Origin of the sequence: Pseudomonas violetae (assembly GCF_023072615.1) — a bacterium.
GTDB classification, from domain to species: Bacteria; Pseudomonadota; Gammaproteobacteria; order Pseudomonadales; family Pseudomonadaceae; genus Aquipseudomonas; species Aquipseudomonas violetae.
The window spans coordinates 279,267-297,128 of the sequence record NZ_JAKNRW010000003.1; the positions used below are offsets into that span (position 1 = coordinate 279,267).

19 protein-coding genes are annotated in these 17,862 nt (G+C 54.7%); 9 read left to right on the forward strand and 10 right to left on the reverse strand.

Going from position 1 to position 17,862, the window contains the following annotated elements; translation table 11 throughout:
• Positions 1-8: 8 nt before the first annotated feature.
• Entirely contained in the window at positions 9-1,145 is a 1,137-nt protein-coding gene (locus L9059_RS05710) for a nickel/cobalt efflux protein RcnA (RefSeq protein ID WP_247289073.1), read from the reverse strand.
• Positions 1,146-1,152: 7 nt separating this feature from the next.
• Complete coding sequence (locus L9059_RS05715) at positions 1,153-1,452, reverse strand: metal-sensing transcriptional repressor (protein WP_247289075.1); 300 nt, start codon at positions 1,450-1,452, stop codon at positions 1,153-1,155.
• Positions 1,453-1,965: 513 nt separating this feature from the next.
• Between L9059_RS05715 and L9059_RS05720 the strand changes: the two genes are divergently transcribed.
• Together L9059_RS05720 and L9059_RS05725 are read left to right on the forward strand one after the other, a co-directional pair.
• Positions 1,966-2,703 (forward strand): HupE/UreJ family protein, encoded by a 738-nt coding sequence (locus L9059_RS05720; protein WP_247289077.1) that lies wholly within the window; start codon positions 1,966-1,968, stop codon positions 2,701-2,703.
• Between the two features lie 12 nt (positions 2,704-2,715).
• The gene (locus tag L9059_RS05725) at positions 2,716-3,357 is read left to right on the forward strand and encodes a transmembrane anchor protein (protein ID WP_247289079.1); all 642 of its coding nucleotides are present in this window, start codon (positions 2,716-2,718) and stop codon (positions 3,355-3,357) included.
• A gap of 389 nt (positions 3,358-3,746) precedes the next feature.
• Here L9059_RS05725 and L9059_RS05730 read toward each other — a convergent pair whose 3' ends face one another.
• Together L9059_RS05730 and L9059_RS05735 are read right to left on the reverse strand one after the other, a co-directional pair.
• Positions 3,747-5,135: a heavy metal sensor histidine kinase gene (locus L9059_RS05730; RefSeq protein ID WP_247289088.1), complete on the reverse strand. Its 1,389-nt coding sequence runs from the start codon at positions 5,133-5,135 to the stop codon at positions 3,747-3,749.
• Entirely contained in the window at positions 5,132-5,815 is a 684-nt protein-coding gene (locus L9059_RS05735) for a heavy metal response regulator transcription factor (RefSeq protein ID WP_247289090.1), read from the reverse strand. The genes L9059_RS05730 and L9059_RS05735 overlap by 4 nt, the downstream gene beginning before the upstream one ends.
• Before the next feature lie 289 nt (positions 5,816-6,104).
• Here L9059_RS05735 and L9059_RS05740 point away from each other — a divergent pair, with 289 nt between their 5' ends.
• Positions 6,105-6,551, forward strand: coding sequence for a DUF411 domain-containing protein (locus tag L9059_RS05740; protein WP_150747179.1), 447 nt, complete (start codon positions 6,105-6,107; stop codon positions 6,549-6,551).
• Between the two features lie 51 nt (positions 6,552-6,602).
• On the opposite strand, the gene copD is transcribed toward L9059_RS05740, so the two are convergent.
• The 5 genes from copD to L9059_RS05765 all read right to left on the reverse strand — a co-directional run bounded on the left by copD (position 6,603) and on the right by L9059_RS05765 (position 11,243).
• A complete protein-coding gene (gene copD / locus L9059_RS05745) occupies positions 6,603-7,538 on the reverse strand; it encodes a copper homeostasis membrane protein CopD (protein WP_247289092.1) in 936 nt (311 codons plus the stop codon).
• 2 nt (positions 7,539-7,540) lie between these two features.
• Complete coding sequence (copC, locus tag L9059_RS05750; RefSeq protein ID WP_033039136.1) at positions 7,541-7,927, reverse strand: copper homeostasis periplasmic binding protein CopC; 387 nt, start codon at positions 7,925-7,927, stop codon at positions 7,541-7,543.
• Positions 7,928-7,996: 69 nt separating this feature from the next.
• Positions 7,997-9,007 (reverse strand): copper resistance protein B, encoded by a 1,011-nt coding sequence (locus L9059_RS05755; protein WP_428480250.1) that lies wholly within the window; start codon positions 9,005-9,007, stop codon positions 7,997-7,999.
• A gap of 10 nt (positions 9,008-9,017) precedes the next feature.
• Positions 9,018-10,883 (reverse strand): copper resistance system multicopper oxidase, encoded by a 1,866-nt coding sequence (locus L9059_RS05760; RefSeq protein WP_247289094.1) that lies wholly within the window; start codon positions 10,881-10,883, stop codon positions 9,018-9,020.
• A 150-nt stretch (positions 10,884-11,033) separates the two neighbouring features.
• Positions 11,034-11,243 carry a co-regulatory protein PtrA N-terminal domain-containing protein gene (locus L9059_RS05765; protein WP_075948121.1) on the reverse strand — a complete coding sequence of 70 codons (210 nt, stop codon included), beginning with the start codon at positions 11,241-11,243 and terminating at the stop codon, positions 11,034-11,036.
• A 285-nt stretch (positions 11,244-11,528) separates the two neighbouring features.
• Between L9059_RS05765 and L9059_RS05770 the strand changes: the two genes are divergently transcribed.
• The 6 genes from L9059_RS05770 (at position 11,529) to parS (ending at position 16,474) form a co-directional block, all read left to right on the forward strand.
• Positions 11,529-11,924, forward strand: coding sequence for a hypothetical protein (locus tag L9059_RS05770; RefSeq protein ID WP_247289095.1), 396 nt, complete (start codon positions 11,529-11,531; stop codon positions 11,922-11,924).
• A 99-nt stretch (positions 11,925-12,023) separates the two neighbouring features.
• Positions 12,024-12,437 carry a hypothetical protein gene (locus L9059_RS05775; RefSeq protein ID WP_247289097.1) on the forward strand — a complete coding sequence of 138 codons (414 nt, stop codon included), beginning with the start codon at positions 12,024-12,026 and terminating at the stop codon, positions 12,435-12,437.
• A 125-nt stretch (positions 12,438-12,562) separates the two neighbouring features.
• Positions 12,563-12,814 (forward strand): DUF2933 domain-containing protein, encoded by a 252-nt coding sequence (locus L9059_RS05780; RefSeq protein WP_075948124.1) that lies wholly within the window; start codon positions 12,563-12,565, stop codon positions 12,812-12,814.
• Positions 12,815-12,904: 90 nt separating this feature from the next.
• On the forward strand, positions 12,905-15,175 hold the full coding sequence (locus tag L9059_RS05785) for a heavy metal translocating P-type ATPase (RefSeq protein WP_247289460.1): 2,271 nt from the start codon (positions 12,905-12,907) through the stop codon (positions 15,173-15,175).
• 114 nt (positions 15,176-15,289) lie between these two features.
• Positions 15,290-15,562 (forward strand): heavy-metal-associated domain-containing protein, encoded by a 273-nt coding sequence (locus L9059_RS05790; protein ID WP_247289099.1) that lies wholly within the window; start codon positions 15,290-15,292, stop codon positions 15,560-15,562.
• A gap of 462 nt (positions 15,563-16,024) precedes the next feature.
• Positions 16,025-16,474 (forward strand): type II RES/Xre toxin-antitoxin system antitoxin, encoded by a 450-nt coding sequence (gene parS / locus L9059_RS05795; RefSeq protein ID WP_247289102.1) that lies wholly within the window; start codon positions 16,025-16,027, stop codon positions 16,472-16,474.
• 664 nt (positions 16,475-17,138) lie between these two features.
• Here the strand turns inward: parS and L9059_RS05800 are convergent.
• Complete coding sequence (locus L9059_RS05800; protein WP_247289103.1) at positions 17,139-17,621, reverse strand: GNAT family N-acetyltransferase; 483 nt, start codon at positions 17,619-17,621, stop codon at positions 17,139-17,141.
• Positions 17,622-17,862: the final 241 nt, after the last annotated feature.

Genomic DNA, 17,862 nt, shown 5'->3' on the forward strand with positions numbered 1-17,862 from the left:
ACGTCGCCTTATGCGTTCAGGCCGATCCAGCCATGGAAGCCGACGTACAGACCAACACCTATGATCAGCACGCTGGACAGGTACGGTGCACGACGCGCCACGGTGCCCAGCCACGGCCAGCGGTTGGAGGCCTGTTTAGCACCAATAGCTGCCGCAGCACCGACAGTGACCAAGGTGAGCGCCAATCCGATGCTGAAGCACAGGACAAGCATGCCTCCTAGCGCGACTTCTTTTACCTGAAGACATAGCAACAGAACGGTGATGGCAGCTGGACAAGGAATCAGACCACCAGTCAAACCGAACATGACGATTTGGCCCGTGGTGACCTCGCGATTGGTGAAGCGATTACGGATATCGTTGGCATGCGCACGTTCATGCGCATCCTGGTAGCCATCAATCGACAACTCCAAGCCTTCCAATTCGGAATGAGCATGCCCGTGATCGTGTTCCTGATACTGGAGATCGTAATCATGGGAGTGGCCTGCATGCCCAAGACTCAAGCGAGCACTGAACTCGTGTGGTTCCGGAATATCGACCGTCGACTCCAGGAAGCCTACGCGCTCAACGAAAGAGAACGATTGGGTGCTACCGTCCGGACGAGTAGTCATCAGGCGAACATCTGAGGCTGCCCAGGCGTGTCCGGTCAGTGTCTTCAGGCGCCAGTGCGGTGGCATGCCTTCTTCGAAGATCGACAGTTCGATGCGACCATGGCCTGTATCGATACGATGAGTCTCATCGTGATGACCATGGTCATGCTCGCCGTGGTGGTGCTCATCACCTTGCTCGAACTTGAACATCTGCTCGCCGCGCCAGGTACGCCATAGCATCCAAAGTGCAATCACGATGATCAGAGCAGAGGACGCGAGTTGGAAGTAAGGCTCGGTGGTTTTAGCGTCCAGACCTTTGCCCAGGTACATGCCGCCGATAGCGACCAACCACACCACAGCGGTGTGCGACAGCGTCGCGGCCAAGCCCAACAATACGGCTTGTTTTACCGAGCCACGAATGGCCACGATGAAGGCTGCCATCATGGTTTTTGAATGGCCCGGTTCAAGCCCATGCAAGGCTCCGAGCAGAATAGCGCTCGGGAAATACAGCCAGGCGTGAGCCCCGCCTTGTTGCAGCAGTTCAGCGAAGTTGGGCATATCAGACCTAGAGGTATTTGGTGATTTGTTTGAACGCTTCCAGCGGTGAGCGCTCGCCATTGCCCAAGGCCGAGACGGTGTCCTCCAGACAGTGATCGATGTGATCCTGAATGAGCGTGCGCTTGGCTTGACACACTGCTTTTTCGACAGCGTGCAACTGCTGAGCAATGTCGACGCACTGACGACCTTCTTCAATCATGGTGATGATGCCGCGTAAATGGCCGTCCGCCCGCTTGAGGCGCTTGATGATCGCCTCGTGACTTTGGTGGGTATGGGGATGGCTGTGTTCGTGTTCGTGCTCACTCATGACTTGAGCCTCAGGCCTCAATGAATTACGCTGGCATCCTATCCCCCCTAGGGGGATGTGGTCAAACGCATCAAAGCCCTACAAAACGAGTTGAAACCCGAACACTATGTTCAGCAGAACACTGACAATGATGGTGGTAATCGCACTTGCTCTCGCCATGTTTGTGGCTTGGGCCGGGCATACCTATACGTTGTCGGTGACATCGAAACAGCCAGCCTGGGAGATTGCACAAGACGCCCATCACTCCCATGAGCAGCAGGCAGAGATGTCGAGCGCGAGCTACTCGGATCACTACCACTCGCCGTTGACCCCTGACCATCAGCACGAAACGCCACAGCTCACGTCCGCGTTGAGTTTGGCTGCACAGCCGAAGCTGTCCATACGAGTTGATGCGCGCCGATATTCCGTTCCTCGTCCGCCGATTTTCTTGATCGAGCGTCCACCCCGTCCTTCGTTCGCATCCTGACCATGGCCGCACTGCGGCCTTTGATCCCTGCAACGTAGGATTGATCTATGCATTCGCACTCGATGAGCGGCGTTGACGCATTTACTGCGCCTTCGCGTCGCCTGCTACTGCTGCTGTTTTTATTTGTCGCGTCACTTTTCCTCGCAATACCCGAGGCGATGGCTCATGCCGTCGCCGAAGGTGATAAAGGATTCATCCAGGAAAGCTCCGGCGTCATGTTGCTGCCCTTCATCTACATGGGCGCCAAGCACATGATGACGGGCTACGACCACCTGCTGTTTCTGTTCGGGGTGATCTTCTTCCTCTACCGCCTGAAAGATGTTGGTCTCTACGTCACGCTATTCGCTTTAGGCCACTCAGTCACGCTGCTGCTGGGTGTGCTGACTGAGATCAGCATCAGCTCCTACATCATCGACGCCATCATCGGTTTTTCGGTGGTGTACAAGGCGCTCGACAACCTGGGCGCATTCCAGCGCTGGTTCGGTTTCCAACCCAACACCAAGGTGGCCACGCTGATCTTCGGCCTGCTCCATGGTTTCGGTCTGGCCACCAAGATCCAGGAGTACGAGATCTCGCCCGACGGCCTGATTCCGAACCTCATCGCCTTTAACGTCGGTGTCGAGATCGGCCAATTGCTGGCCCTCAGCGCGATTCTCATTCTGATGGGGTATTGGCGGCGCACCGGCAGTTTCTGGCGCCACGCCTATACCGCCAACGCCGCCATGATGAGTGCCGGCTTCCTCCTGATGGGTTACCAGATCACCGGCCTGTTTGTCTCCGCGTAAGGAATTCTGACCATGTTCAATACTCCGCTTCCAACTGTTAATGAATTGCCTAGCACTCGCAAACTGGTGCGTTCGACTGTCATTGCAATACTGGTTGCAGCCGGCCTTTTGGTGACCGTGGTCATGCCCTCGGAATACGCCATTGATCCGACAGGCGTGGGCCGGACACTGGGTCTGACCCAGATGGGCGAACTGAAGATCACCCTGGCCCAAGAGGCGTTGGCGGATGCCGCGCCACCGCAACCAGCAGCTCCAGCTCCAGCTCCGCAGGTCGCACAAGTCCAACCTACTGCGAAACCTGCTGCCCAGCCGGTGGCGACACCTGACCCTGCTTTAAAGACAGATCAAATGACCGTCACGCTCAAGCCAGGTGAAGGGACAGAAATCAAGCTGGAAATGTTGAAGAACAAAACCGTCAGCTATGAATGGACAGCGGCTGGTGGGCCTGTGAACTACGACACCCATGGCGAGCCCTACAACGGTGAAAAGGGTTACTTCCACAGCTACACCAAGGGCAAGCAAGTCAAAAGTGACAAAGGTGAATTCACCGCCATTTTTGACGGCACCCACGGTTGGTTTTGGCGTAATCGCAGCAACAACGACGTGACCATCTCACTGAAAACGACCGGTGATTACTTGAGCGTCAAACAGTAATCCGAAGCAGCGATGGCTGCTCTACGGCCACAAATACAGAGTTCAGCCTGACCACAGGCCATTTAATTTCATCCATTTTTGAAGAGTCTTCCAATGAAAACCCCAACAACATTGATCCGTTCGATGCTCCTGATCTGCTTCCTTGGCCTGATGACGGCATGCGGTGGTGAAAAAGGCACTACCTCCGAAAGCGCTGAGCACGGGCACTCGCACGAGTAGGTCGCTGGATGAAACAGGGCCGCATTTGCGGTCTTGTTTGCTTTCTTATCTCAACTTTTACCGAGTTCGATCACACGGTTCAGCGGCAAATTTTAGGTTTTCTAGTCGCTTACAGAGCAGGCGCCACATCCTGTTGTCATAGGGTAAGGCACGCAACCGTTCTCTTTGCTTCACTCGTGGTCAGCAGGCCACGCGGGAAGGCTGATCATAAAGGTCGTATGGCCTTCTCTGGAGACACATCCGACGGTGCCGTCATGGGCGTCAACCAGTGATTTGACGATTGCCAACCCTAACCCCGCATGGTTCGTAGCGCCCTCTCTCCGTGCGGGATCGACTCGGTAAAAACGGTCAAACAGCCGGGGCAGATGCTCTACCGCTATCTCCTCGCCGGGGTTTTCCACTGACAAGCTGATCATGTCGCCAAGGGGCTCGATTTTCACGGAGATCGTACAGTCAGGTGGGGTATACCTGAGCGCATTGGACAGCAAATTCGAGATCATCCTATCCAGCATCGTCCCGTCACCATTCACCGCGCCGTGCCCGACTACCTGCAGCTTTACCCCTGTGTCGTCTGCGAGAAGCTGGTAATACTCGAACAATTTCTCGACGACCGAACGCAACTCGATTTTCTCTTTGGCAGGTAGAATCAGACCGTTGTCTGACTTTGCTAAGAAAAGCATGCCGTCAATAATGCTGGAGAGTCGGTTCAGATCTTCCAGGTTGGAATAAAGATTCTCTTCATAATCCTCTGGTGCACGTTTCTTTGTGAGGATGACTTCGGTATGTGTGCGCAGATTGCTGATAGGAGTACGTAGCTCGTGCGCGATATCGGCTGAAAAGTTAGACAACCGAGCAAATGATTCTTCAAGGCGAGCCAGCATAGCGTTGAACGAAGTGACGAGGAGCTCTAGCTCGCGAGGCACAGAGTCCATGGGAATCCGCTGTTTCAGCGATCCGGCTGACATTGAGGCCGCGACTTGCGTCACTTGTGCGACCGGCTTCAGCCCGCTGCGCGCCACCAGCCACCCTAAACCTGCGCTGATCAAGGCGCTAATCGCCAGCCCGATCACCAACCACCAGCGCAGAGTTTCAACGAAATGCATATGGCTTGTGACGTCTAGACTCAGCCACGCGGTCAGCGGCTCAGCTTCATTCACCAAATGAACTTGGGCTTTCATGCCTCGGTACATATGGCCTCCAGCTGTCCACTCCCACATTTCTTTCCCAAGGACATCAGAGGAGAAAGGAGGAAGTCCAACTGCATTTGGAGTCGCAAAGATCGTCTTCCCTCCATTCGTGATAATTGAAGCCGAGAGTTCCTGGTGAGCACCGAGCAGAGCTTGTAGCTGCAACACAACTTCTGAGGGGTCTGCGGAGCCAGATTCGCCATCCATTATTTGCCGAATGGATTGGAGCTTTTCCGTCATCGCTTGACGGTCGAGGGCCTTGAAGTGATGTTGGCTGAATCCGTCAAAAGTAAAGCCTGCTACTACCAACACGGCCACCACGGCACAGACAAACATCATGCTTAAACGGAGGGTAAGAGATGCGCGCTTCATTCTGTATCCGGAGCATCTAGCATGTACCCCATTCCCCTCGTGGTCTGAATCAGCTTGATGTCGAAATCATCATCGATTTTGGCCCGGAGGCGACGAATCGCGACTTCGATCACGTTGGTATCACTGTCGAAGTTCATGTCCCAAACCTGCGATGCGATCAGTGATTTCGGCAAGACTTCTCCCCGACGGCGCATCAGCAGCTCTAGCAGCGAAAATTCCTTGGCGGTAAGGTCAATGCGTCGACCTGAGCGCGAAGCACGACGCTTCAGAAGATCGACCTCCAGATCCCCGATTTTAATAGATGTCTGGTTGGGTACGGCGGCACCACGGCGAAGCAAGCTTCTGACGCGAGCAAGCAACTCGGAAAATGCGAAGGGTTTGACTAAATAATCGTCTGCACCTAATTCCAAACCTTTGACCCGGTCGTCAACTCCGTCCCTGGCCGTCAGAAACAGCACAGGAACAGTGCTCCCGGCTGTGCGGATAGAGTGAATGACCTCCCAGCCATTCAGGCCCGGCATCATTACGTCCAGGATTAGAAGATCGTAGGCCTCATTTTGCGCCTGGTGCAGCGCCTCTGTTCCCGTCACAACCCGGTCGACACTGAAGCCAGCTTCTAGGAGGCCTTGCTGTAGGTACATTCCAATTTTGGGTTCGTCTTCTGCAACCAAGATTTTCATGCCGGGGCTCCGGTTTTGCGGTGTTCTAGTGTGCTACCAATCTGACGACTGTGCGGAAGCTTACGCAAATGTAATTGCCCCAACAGCAAACGGATAGCTCCCAGGCAAGACGGGGTCGGGGTGCGGTGGATTGAGGGAGAGCAGCTAGTCGGCAGCTTACAAAAACGTAATCGGCAATCTGAGCTTTTTGCGCTTAACCTACCTTCCATCCAGTGCGGAAGCGCGACTCCTGGCCTACGGCCAGTGCATACAGCGCAACCGCACACTAAAACGTGACGAGGTGCATCGAATGTTCAAACGAAAGCTATCGCTTGCTGTGGGATTGATGATTTGTGGGGTTGTGCAGGCAGCTGAGCCACTCACAATCGATGTACATCGGGACGCGAACTGCGGGTGCTGCAAGGAATGGGTCAAGCACCTCGAATCGAATGGATTCAAGGTAGTAGACCATGTGGAAAGTAATATGAGCGCTATCAAGCAGAACCTGGGCGTGCCACAGGGACTCGCTTCATGCCATACGGCTGTGATTGACGGAAAATTCGTAGAGGGTCATGTCCCAGCCGATGAAATCAAGAAGCTGAAGGGGCGTTCAGACCTCGCAGGAATTGCAGTGCCAGGCATGCCCGCAGGTTCTCCTGGTATGGACTACGGCCAGAATCATCAACCTTACCAAGTCCTGGGGCTCACCAAGGCAGGTGCACAAGAAGTGGTCGCTGACTACCCCATCAGCCGATAGTCGTTGCTCAGATCTGAGCGCCCTTGGGGCCGCTCGGATCTAGCTGCTGGATCACCCTTGAGCCATCTCGATTGAGGGGCTCAATGTTCCTAGCCAAGCCACCAAGCAAACGATGACGACAGCACAGGTCGATTCGATCACCACACTTTTTCTCAAAGCAGTTGCCGCTAGAGAAAAATCACCGGCCACCACAGACCGCTCTAGTGAAGGGCTCAGGTAGAAGCGATTGAGGGTAGCTAGCCCGATCATGCCCATGAAAAGTATGATCTTCACGAGTAGGAGAGCGCCATAGGTGCTGGTTACGACTTCGATTAATGTCGGCCCGACAATGAAGAGATAATTAGCGACGCCAGTAACTATGATCGTACCAACAATGAATGCGCCCGCTGTTTCGAATCCCTTGAGCGCTCGCGATAGCACTCGTACCAGTTGCTCCGAATTAGCCCCCCTAATACTCAACATCAGACCAAACGCCGCGAGAGCTCCGATCCAGCCGCCAGCGGCAAGTAGGTGCAGAATATCAGCGGCAAAGTGCCAGAATCGCAGGGCGCCTTCATCCATCGCCCCGTGACCTGTCCATGGGATTGTCGCTAAGGCAATGCTGCCCGCTATGGTAGCGACCCAGAGACTGCCCGTCGGCCATCGCCTGTTCTGGCTTCCAGCAAAAATCACCACTGCTAGCGAGATCATGCGTGTCACCCAGCTGTAGCCGACCTCGGTCTCGTACAGCATCATTTCCATGTGAGGTCGCAGCTCCGCCCAGTCGGATGCGCCGCTCATATTTTTTGTCATAACTACAAAAGCTGCTATGGACAAAAGCATACCTATAACAGCTGTGCCAGGTAGTAGCGACCCAAAATGCAACAGGGTTCCCGATACACGCTCTTTTCCCCGAAAGCTGTATAGCCCAAAGACGGCAAGACCGAAGAGGAGCATCAGATCCAAATACAGCGCGAGGCGCAGCGCCACGTTAATTGGGTCGCTCATACTTATTTCACTTTGAAGGTGACGCTGCCAGTAATCGGATGGGTATCGGACGAAACCGCTCGCCATTCCACTTTGTAGGTGCCAGCTGTGAGAGGAGAGGCCGGGGTCAAGACCATGGTTTTAGGGTCGTTACTGCCGGCCACGCTGGCTTTCACACCCATAGGAGAGTGCGACGACATGCCAGGCATTTCGGTCATGATCAACTTGGCTCCGGAAAACTGGGTAACCAGGTTTTCAGAAAAGTGCAGCTCAATCTTTGCTGGGGCTGGGCCGTTCGCGCCTTCAGCTGGAGTTGAAGAGACTAGCTTCGGGTGAGCCTGGGCAACTGCACTGAGCAGAAGGCTGGATGAAAGAGCGACGGCCACAACACAGGATTTAAATACAGACATGCAAGGCTCCTCACAGCGCGTAGCTGTTGTAATGAGGTTATATAATTATTTGGTGCCGCTAACTGTGGTTTAGAACCACACCCGGACGCCGAGCACCAGACGTGCTTCGTTATTGTCTTCGCCTTCCTCGCTGGCATAGTCAGCGGTCTTTCCATAAGCCCGATTCCAAGTCACGCCTACATAAGGTGCGAACTCAGGACGGATTTCGTATCGGAGCCGCAATCCGACTTCACTCTCAGACAACCCTGAACCGACTCCACGTTTGGGATCGTTTTTGCCATAGAAATTGAATTCTGCAGTTGGTTGCAAAATCAGCTTATTGGTTAGGAGAATGTCGTAGTCACCTTCCAGCCGCGCTGCGGTCTGGCCGCCTTCACCCAAATAAGCAGTAGCCTGGGCCTCGAAATTGTAGAGCGCCAAACCCTGGATGCCGAAAGCGGCCCACGTTTGAGGGTCGCCTGGTTTGAAGTCTTGACGAACCCCGCCGACTAGATCCCACCAAGGGCTGATGGCGTGTCCCCATAAAGCTTGAACCTCAGCTTCTTCAGTCTTCCCATTGGTGCGCTCGCCTTCGGAGCGCAACCATAGACGATCAACATCTCCCCCTATCCAACCTTGGGCTTCCCAGTTCAGTGCGCTTCCATCGTCAGCATCCTGCCATTCCAATTTCTCAAATATAAAAAATGAGTTGAGGGCTGTGTCATGAACCGCGTGACCACCTGGGGACTTATAGACTGCGGCTCTGTCAGCATCGGTTAGCGGCGGTATCGGAGTCCGGCTTTGGGTTTGTGGTTGCTTGGCGGGCTGCATACCCTCCATTTTGCTGTGATCCATGCCCTGCATCTGGCTGTGATCCATACCTTCCATTTTGCCGTGATCCATGCCCTGCATTTTGCTGTGATCCGCACCCTGCATTTGGCTATGATCCATACCCTGCATCTGGCTATGATCCATGGTCTGCATCTGCCCGTCTTCGGTGCCCTGGCTTATTTCAGCGGCTGCGGGGAAGACAAAACCAGCGGTCAGAGCGACCGTAAACACAGCTGAGTGCATGCGAGTCCCGCAAAGAAAATTGTTCATAGTCGACTCCTTATTCCTCTACACGCACTTCGCGGAACATCCCCATTTCCATGTGGTACAGGAGATGGCAGTGGTAGGCCCAGCGCCCCAGCGCATCGGCTGTCACTCGGTAGCTGCGCTTCGAGCCTGGCGGCATATCAATGGTGTGTTTGCGAACAAGGAATTGGCCATTTTCGTCTTCTAGGTCGCTCCACATGCCATGCAAATGGATGGGGTGAGTCATCATGGTGTCGTTGACAAGAACGATCCGGACTCGCTCGCCGTACTTCAGTTTTAACGGCTCTGCGTCCGAAAACTTCACGCCGTTGAAAGACCAGGAAAACTTCTCCATATGGCCAGTCAAGTGCAGTTCGATAGTCCGACTTGGCTCACGGCCATCTGGATCCTCAAACGTGCTCTTTAGATCAGAATACGTCAGCACTTTTCGACCATTGTCGCGAAGGCCCATGCCAGGATCATCAAGCCTTGGCGACGTTGTCATTGCCTGCATGTCGACGAGAGGGTTGTTGGATTCTGTGGCTGGGTGCGACTGCATTTCTCCCATACCACTCTTGCCGCCCATAGACATTTTGCTGTGATCCATCCCAGCCATACTGTCCATGCCGGACGTGTCTTGCGTAGCGCCATGGTTCATACTTTTCATGGCACCGCCGTCCATGCCTGACATACCCTCCATTGGGCCGTCACCCATACCGGCCATCTTGCTGTGATCCATTCCAGCCATATCGCCCATACCAGCCATCGCGCCATGATCCATACCGGCCATACCCATGTCGGCCATGGTGACGAGAGGACGTGGGTCTAGCTCAGGTACCGGAGCGGCCAGGCCTGACCGGACGGCCAAGGTGCCTCTTGCGTACCCCGACCGATCCATCGCCTGCGCAAACAGTGTGTAGGCGTCCTGAGTGGGTTCGACGATCACATCGAAAGTCTCGGCAGTGGCGATCCTGAACTCATCCACGCTCACAGGTTTGACATACTGGCCATCGGCAGCCACAACAGTCATCTTCAAGCCCGGAATACGGACATCAAAGTAGCTCATGGCCGAACCATTGATGAACCTCAATCTAAGCTTTTCGCCAGGTTTGAAGGTGCCCGTCCAGTTGGAGTTCGGCGCGTGGCCGTTCATCAAGTAGGTGTATGTCGCGCCACTGACGTCTGCAATGTCAGTGGGATTCATCTTCATTTCGGCCCACATCTTGCGGTCAGCAACGGTGGCTGACCAACCTTTGTCAGCTACGTCATGGATGAAGTCACTGACTGTGCGTTTGTGGGTGTTGTAGTAGTCAGACTGCTTCTTCAATGTTTTCATCAGCGAAGCAGGATCTTCATCCGTCCAGTCAGTGAGCATCACCACGTAGTCACGGTCATACTCAAATGGCTCGGGCTCTTTCGCGTCGATTACCAGCGGGCCATACACACCTACCTGTTCTTGGAAGCCGGAGTGACTGTGATACCAGTACGTTCCGTTCTGTTTGACCTTGAATTGATAGACATACGTGCCGTTAGGCTCGATCCCATGGAAGCTAAGGCCCGGCACACCGTCCATATTCGCGGGGAGGATAATCCCGTGCCAGTGGATTGATGTCATATCTTTGAGGCGGTTCTTGACCCGTAAGGTCACGGTATCGCCTTCACGCCAGCGCAGCTGAGGCCCCGGAATCCCACCATTGATTGTCATAGCAGTCCGGGCATTCCCAGTGATATTTACCGGGGTTTCTCCAATAAATAGGTCAAACTCTCTGCCTGACAGGACATTGGTTTCGCCCAAGCGAGGTGCCGCCCATATAGGCGTCTGCCAAAGCCCTAAGCCACCGAGAATCCCGCCTGCGGTGAGACCTTTCACAAAGGTGCGCCGAGAAGTTTTGGATTGCATACCGATTCATGTCCCGTCAGTCGGATGTCAGGTGCACACACTGTGGTGTGCTCCCGAGGGTTCACGCTTTGGATAGCTAGAGCGCTTGATACATCGGAAGATGCCATAAGCCAGCAAACGGGGTGATTACATTTCCGTAAGCTGGGCGGCTCAGCATTGATGCTTCTGCTCTTCAGCCGTGGGCTTTTCCTGTGCAATATCCTCTTGCACTTGCGCTTGTGAGACGGGTTTGGTGGTGGCCATTGCCGTCTCGCGAGCTCGTTCCATGCGCTCAACCGCACGGTCGCCGCCACCTTCGGCAAAGGCCAGGGACGAGATAGCCAAACTGAGTGTAAGAATCACAACGTTGGTTGCTTTCATAGTGCATCTCCTTCAAGGAATTGACTCTCGATGAAACCAGAGAGTTTGAGCGTCAGCTCGATGAGGATGATGAGGGGACGTACCTGTCAGCACGCTTAGCCGGTGATTACACTTTTGACAGCACACGGAGAAACTCAACATCTGAAAGATGGACGGGCTTCATAAAATTTGACCGCATCACAGAACCGACAGCCGGCTGCATAAATTGATGTAGATCAACCGTGGCACTTCAATGTGGCGTATGTTGAAGAATCAAGATCCGCTAATCAGTACCGGAGATTCTCCATGTTCTGGTTTCGCCATCGTCAACCAACGTTCATACGCCTCGCCATCGTGCTGTGGGTGTTAGCGTTTGGTCTGGCAGCGACCCAGGGATGTCTGGCACAGCCCAGCCACAATCCGGCTACAACGCATGTCTCGCTGAACACCGCGCAAGATCACGATAGCCACGACGCCCATGCCCTCGGCTGCCTTCAGCACTGCGCCGATGCGGCGATAGCTGTAAGTCCTTCGCTCCATCTTCAAACATTTGATCTGTTCAGTTGGACGTTTCTGCTCCTTATCCCAGCGTTGCTGATTTTGTATCCCGCCAATCCCTCCGCTTTTGCCTTTCTTGCATTACGACGCCCTGTACCCGCCAGACCTCCTGCCCGCCTGATTTTCGTTCGTTTCAACGATTAATCCGACCTTCTGCGCGCCGATCTTCGGCGCACTGTCTGACTGCGCCAACCTGGCGCGGCTTGGTATTACCTGAGTTGTCCTGACCCTTTGGAGATTGCCATGCATGCCACATTGAAATTGATCCTCGCCACCCTGCTCGTGAGCAGCCCACTTATCGCCTCGGCAGTCGATGAGCATCACCCGGCGGGGCAGACCGCGCCCGCCGAGACAAGCGAAGCAGCTACGCCGATGCAAAACAATGTCATGACCGAGCAAATGCAAAAAATGCAGGCTGCACACGACAAGGCAGCCGCCGCCAAGACCCCTGCCGAGCGACACGCCGCCATGCAGGAGAGCATGAAGACGATGAAGGACAGCATGGCCATGATGCATAAGAACTGTCATGGCAAGGGCATGGGCATGGGCATGGGCATGGACGGCAACAAAGACGGCATGGAGATGGGAATGATGAACATGATGATGAAAATGATGGATCAGCAAACGAGCATGATGAACATGCCGATGAGCAAGTGACGTGCACAAGCCTGTAGGCAATGCAGCGACGGTTTTACCTTAACCAATATGCCAAGGGTAAAACTGCCGCCCGTTGCACCTTTACGACGTATCACTAAACCGCACTCCCTCAGGAGTACAGAACCATGATGAATTCGCCACATTCCGCTAACACCTCTCCAACATTTTGGAGGAGCAAACCCGGCATAGCGCTGGGTATGCTGCTGGTGATCGTGCTGTTCTATCTGGCAAGAGAACACTACGGCCATATGCTGGGTTTACTGCCTTATATGATTTTGCTGTTGTGCCCGCTGATGCATTTTTTCGGGCACCACCACGGTGGTCACAATCATCACGGCGAAACCTCAGTCTCAACCAAGGATGCGAACAGGAGTTAGCTCATGCACACCCCTGAGGTTCGTCAAGAGCACGGCCCAATACAGAACTCTGAACCCCAAGCCACTGGCTCCCATGACCCGGTATGTGGCATGACCGTGAGTAACGACAGCCAGTTCAGCACGGAATATGAGGGGCAAAACTACCGGTTCTGCAGCCAGAAATGCCAAACGACCTTCAGGGCAGCGCCCGAGCGTTATCGAATATCTCAACTGAAAATCGAACCAGTCCCTCAGACAACAACAGAACCGTTAACGGGTGCCGCTGAATACACATGTCCCATGCATCCGGAAATTCGCCAGATCGGCCCCGGCGTCTGCTCTAAGTGCGGCATGACCTTAGAGCCGGTGATTCCCGAATTGGAGGAAGAAGAGAACTTAGAACTCAAGGACTTCACCCGGCGCTTCTGGTGGACATTGCCACTGACAGTGATCGTCACCGTGCTGGCTATGGGTGGCCATGCCCTGGAGCTGTTCCATGGCACCACGCAAAATTGGGTCGAGCTGGGATTGGCTACACCCGTCGTGCTGTGGGCTGGCTGGCCGTTTTATGTGCGCGGTGTGCGTTCGGTGATTCAGCGAAGTCCGAACATGTGGACGCTAATCGGCCTCGGCACGGCGGCGGCCTTCCTTTACAGCGTCGTGGCCACCCTGACCCCCGATGTATTCCCCAGCAACTTCATGATGGAGGGTCGCATCGGTGTGTACTTCGAAGCGGCGGCTGTGATCATTTCACTGACCCTTCTCGGCCAGATGCTTGAACTCAAGGCTCGCTCGCAAACCTCGGCTGCCATCAAGTCGCTGCTTGGACTTGCACCCAAAACTGCCCGACGGATCAATGCCAATGGCACGGAAGAAGACATCCCTCTGACACACGTACACAGCGGCGACACATTACGTGTGCGTCCGGGCGAAAAAGTGCCTGTCGACGGCCAGGTCTTGCAAGGCGAAAGCGCTGTAGATGAGTCGATGCTCACCGGCGAGCCAATACCAATAATGAAAAGGGCCGGCGACGCACTGATCGGAGCCACCCTCAACATTCACGGCAGTCTGTTGATGCAGGCGCAGAAGATAGGGTCGGCGACCCTGCTCGCACAGATTGTGCAGATGGTTGTGCAGGCACAGCGCTCAAAAGCGCCGATGCAACGGCTGGCAGACGTGATTGCCAGTTACTTCGTGATCGTTGTGATTGCTATCGCCGCGCTGACGCTACTCGGTTGGGGGCTGTGGGGGCCCGAGCCAAGTTGGGTGTTCGGACTGATCAACGCTGTCGCGGTCATGATCATTGCCTGTCCCTGTGCCCTTGGCCTAGCGACACCGATGTCAGTCATGGTCGCCACCGGGAAGGCTGCTGGCAGCGGCGTATTGTTTCGCGATGCCGCCGCCATCGAAAACCTGCGCAAGATAGACATCTTGATAGTCGACAAAACTGGCACCCTCACTGAAGGTCGACCAGCGTTCCATAGCGTCGAGGCCGTACCCGGATTTACTCAGGATGAAGTGTTGCGCCTAGCCGCAAGTCTCGATCAGGGCAGTGAGCATCCATTGGCCCACGCCATCGTCGAGCAGGCTCGTGCCGCAGGGCTAAAACTGGTCACGCCTGAAACCTTCGAGTCAGCCTCAGGTATCGGCGTAAGCGGTCAGGTGGAGGGTCGCCGCCTGATGCTAGGCAATACCGCGTTGATGCAGGAGGCGGGCGTTTCCACCGATAGCTTGCAAGCACATGCCGAGAAGCTACGCGGCGACGGTACGAGCATCATGTACCTGGCAGTCGATGGCGCCCTGGCGGGTTTGCTGGCTGTTGCCGACCCCATCAAACCCACCACGAAGCTGGCCGTCGAGCGTCTGCAGGCGGATGGCGTCAAGGTCATCATGGCCACTGGCGACGGCCTTACGACTGCTCGCTCGGTAGCTCGCCAGTTGGGCATCGAGGAGGTTCACGGCGAGGTCAAACCGCAAGATAAAGAGCGTCTGGTGGCATCTCTGCAACAAGCCGGACACCGGGTGGCGATGGCTGGCGACGGCATTAATGATGCCCCCGCACTGGCTCGCGCTGATATAGGTATCGCCATGGGCACTGGCACTGACGTGGCGATGAACAGCGCTCAGGTCACCCTGGTCAAGGGGGATCTGCTCGGTATCCTGCGTGCTCGCAGCCTGTCAGTCGCAACGGTGAGAAATATGCACCAGAACCTGACCTTCGCCTTCCTCTACAACGCCATGGGTATCCCACTGGCTGCCGGCTTGTTCTATCCACTTACCGGTCACCTTCTGTCACCGCTCATTGCCGCACTGGCCATGAGCGTGAGCTCGGCGTCGGTAGTATTCAACGCCTTGCGTCTGCGCCAGGCTTCCATTGATTGAGTGAAAACGACCGCTTGACCTTGCCATGGCAGCAAGGTTGAGGATAAGCCAACGCCGCAGAAAAGCCTCATGCGTCAGTCTTTCCATGATCAATTTTGTTGTGAGGAGTCACCAATGAAAGCTGTTGAACTGCAAGTCCAAGGCATGAGCTGTGGCTCATGTGTCAAACATGTCACTGAAGCGCTACGCCCACTTGAAGGAGTCAGTGACGTAACAGTGGATCTACAAGCCGGACGGGTGAAGGTCAGCGGCGATTCGGACAGCCATGCGCTGCTTACAGCCCTGGAGAACGCGGGCTATCCAGCACAGCTGGCGACAGTGGAAAGCGTAGCGAGTAAGAAAACCTCAGGTTGTGGCAGGAACGGCGGTGGTTGCTGCTGCCGGTAAGCATTATTTTTAAACTGGAGAACTCCCATGAAAACCAGTCTGCGTATCGCTGCGTTCACGAACTACTCATGACCGGAGCGGCACAAGCAGCTGAAGTCATCGACGTTTACCGCGATCCTAACTACGGCTGTTGCAGGATGCAGCCATCAATTTCAACATACATGAGGCCATGATAGATCTCTCTTTGACTGCCAGTAGGCCTGCGCTATGGTGTATGCCAAGCGCGACTTCCGTCTGGTAGAACTCACGAGCGTCGATAGGGAAGGTTGTGTTCAAATCATTTGCGTCCGACTAATCGCTTGCCCATAGCTAAGCTGTGGTGTGAAGTGACGTTGGTGGTGAGATCGCTCCTTCGGGGCAACTGGGCCCGGCTCGATATTAGCTTCTCGGGCGACTTTCAGAGCGTTCAGCTATGCATTGCCTGGAGTGCGGCTGCGGCAGTCTCGGTAGACGGAGGTGCGAGTGCTGACATCGGTGAAAGAGTACCAACCTGAGGAGTCAATCTCAGGAAGTATTTGGACAGCCTTGGGATTGCCATCGCGCGGCGCCACGCTTTTTGACCTCGTTCGCACTGGACTACCTTTCGAATTTCTCGACCAGATAGCGAACCTTCTTCAGATCAAGCGAGAGGTGATTGCTAAGGCTATTTGGGTATCTCCCCAAACGTTGGCACGCCGGGCGAAAGCAGGTCGTTTTAGCACTATCGAAAGCGATCGCTTGGTTTCCTTGATCGCTGTCTTTCAAGTAGCCCTTGCCCTGTTCGAGAGCGACGTCGGCGCGGCGAAGGATTGGATGACCTCGCCGGTTCGTGGCCTGGGATCGAAGCGTCCATTGGAAATGTTGGGAACTAGAGCCGAAACTGAAGCTGTGCTCGATCATATCGGTCGACTGGAGAGAGGAGTCCTAGCTTAGTTTCAACGCACGCTTCACTCAGAATGGCAGATCAGAGGTTGATTGTTGCTATCGCTACTTCGGGCCCGTGAGGCCCGGCTCGGTGTGACGCTTTATTGAGCCGGACACTCCGTAGGGTTCAGCTAGCGTCAAATGGGTGTAAATGGGTGTGTAATTGGGTTTTAAGGCGCTTATGTGAAAGACTTCGCACTCCTACAGTGGCGGCAGTTCGAAGCTCGTTCATCAGCGTCCTGGTGTCGAATAGTAGATATACGTCGGAGGTAGCTCAGAGTTCCTCGAGGTCACTTGTCCGGCTTCCCTGGAAGACCGCGTTGAGTTGCCAAGCCAAACGTGTCACCGCGAAGGATCTGGTCTGCTTCATCAGTAAACCTTACTTGAGCCCATCGCTCACGTTTGATGGCCGATAGCTGGGCAAAACACACGTTTCACAGAGGTGGGATCTCATACTATTCGCCGGCGTGCTGGGAGCACTTTCCCAATGTGCTGTGAGCGTGCCGAACTCAGGCGCAACGCCCTCAATTCGGACATTGCCTCCATATCGACCCGAGAGAATATCCCGTGCATCAGCTGTAACGTCTTGGGTTATTTCCACCTGTCATCGAAAGCTACAAGCGCGCCATGATCAGTTCACGAGGTGGTACAAAACTACGCCACAAGCAGATGATCAGCCGGTCTGTCGATCAAGAGCCTTTTGAATAGCTGTTACCGATCCAATCCAATGTCGCCTATTTTCATAGGGTGTGAATCCCAGCCGTTCCGCGAACGCAGATGCGTTGGCATTGGCGCATTCGACCGCCAGATATCGATAGCCGAATTTCGGCGCCAAATCTACAAGCAGCTCCACCAACGCCCGACCATGGCCAACCCGTTGCTGCTTGAATCCTATACGAGCCAGCACAAGGCATTCACGGGGCCAGAATTCCTGGGATTTTAAGAACATCCGGAAGTAGAGGTCGTACTGCCTTGTAAAAGCGGAGACGGTTCCGAATGATCTCCAGAGGCGTTGCTGAACGTACCTGGCCTTGTAGTTGAACCGATCCAGGATGAACTCTGCCAGATACGGTATGAGCTCATCACAGCGTTGCGCTGAAAAAGCGTGCCACTCGTCATCACTGGCATCGACCGCAGGAAGGGTTGGCATTGTCATGATCCTATCCCAAGAAAGAAGAGCGAAGTGTAGGTGCGGTTAATCCATTCGCTTGGCCTACATCAGACTTCAATCATGGCTCACTCGATATAGGGTCGCGCGCCGCATTGATGTACTTGCTGACGACGCCCTTGGACGGTTACAGGGAGCGGGCGGTGTTCGTGGGACGGGTTGGCCTCGAACTTGAGTCGCAGGCATTCTTTGATATTACGCATGGCTACTTGCTGCGCCGCCACCTTTT

Coding starts and splice junctions, on each gene's coding strand:
- L9059_RS05710 (WP_247289073.1), bottom strand. CDS start 1,145: ATGCCCAACTTCGCTGAACTGCTGCAACAAGGCGGGGCTCACGCCTGG.
- L9059_RS05715 (WP_247289075.1), bottom strand. CDS start 1,452: ATGAGTGAGCACGAACACGAACACAGCCATCCCCATACCCACCAAAGT.
- L9059_RS05720 (WP_247289077.1), top strand. CDS start 1,966: ATGCATTCGCACTCGATGAGCGGCGTTGACGCATTTACTGCGCCTTCG.
- L9059_RS05725 (WP_247289079.1), top strand. CDS start 2,716: ATGTTCAATACTCCGCTTCCAACTGTTAATGAATTGCCTAGCACTCGC.
- L9059_RS05730 (WP_247289088.1), bottom strand. CDS start 5,135: ATGAAGCGCGCATCTCTTACCCTCCGTTTAAGCATGATGTTTGTCTGT.
- L9059_RS05735 (WP_247289090.1), bottom strand. CDS start 5,815: ATGAAAATCTTGGTTGCAGAAGACGAACCCAAAATTGGAATGTACCTA.
- L9059_RS05740 (WP_150747179.1), top strand. CDS start 6,105: ATGTTCAAACGAAAGCTATCGCTTGCTGTGGGATTGATGATTTGTGGG.
- copD (WP_247289092.1), bottom strand. CDS start 7,538: ATGAGCGACCCAATTAACGTGGCGCTGCGCCTCGCGCTGTATTTGGAT.
- copC (WP_033039136.1), bottom strand. CDS start 7,927: ATGTCTGTATTTAAATCCTGTGTTGTGGCCGTCGCTCTTTCATCCAGC.
- L9059_RS05755 (WP_428480250.1), bottom strand. CDS start 9,007: ATGAACAATTTTCTTTGCGGGACTCGCATGCACTCAGCTGTGTTTACG.
- L9059_RS05760 (WP_247289094.1), bottom strand. CDS start 10,883: ATGCAATCCAAAACTTCTCGGCGCACCTTTGTGAAAGGTCTCACCGCA.
- L9059_RS05765 (WP_075948121.1), bottom strand. CDS start 11,243: ATGAAAGCAACCAACGTTGTGATTCTTACACTCAGTTTGGCTATCTCG.
- L9059_RS05770 (WP_247289095.1), top strand. CDS start 11,529: ATGTTCTGGTTTCGCCATCGTCAACCAACGTTCATACGCCTCGCCATC.
- L9059_RS05775 (WP_247289097.1), top strand. CDS start 12,024: ATGCATGCCACATTGAAATTGATCCTCGCCACCCTGCTCGTGAGCAGC.
- L9059_RS05780 (WP_075948124.1), top strand. CDS start 12,563: ATGATGAATTCGCCACATTCCGCTAACACCTCTCCAACATTTTGGAGG.
- L9059_RS05785 (WP_247289460.1), top strand. CDS start 12,905: ATGACCGTGAGTAACGACAGCCAGTTCAGCACGGAATATGAGGGGCAA.
- L9059_RS05790 (WP_247289099.1), top strand. CDS start 15,290: ATGAAAGCTGTTGAACTGCAAGTCCAAGGCATGAGCTGTGGCTCATGT.
- L9059_RS05800 (WP_247289103.1), bottom strand. CDS start 17,621: ATGACAATGCCAACCCTTCCTGCGGTCGATGCCAGTGATGACGAGTGG.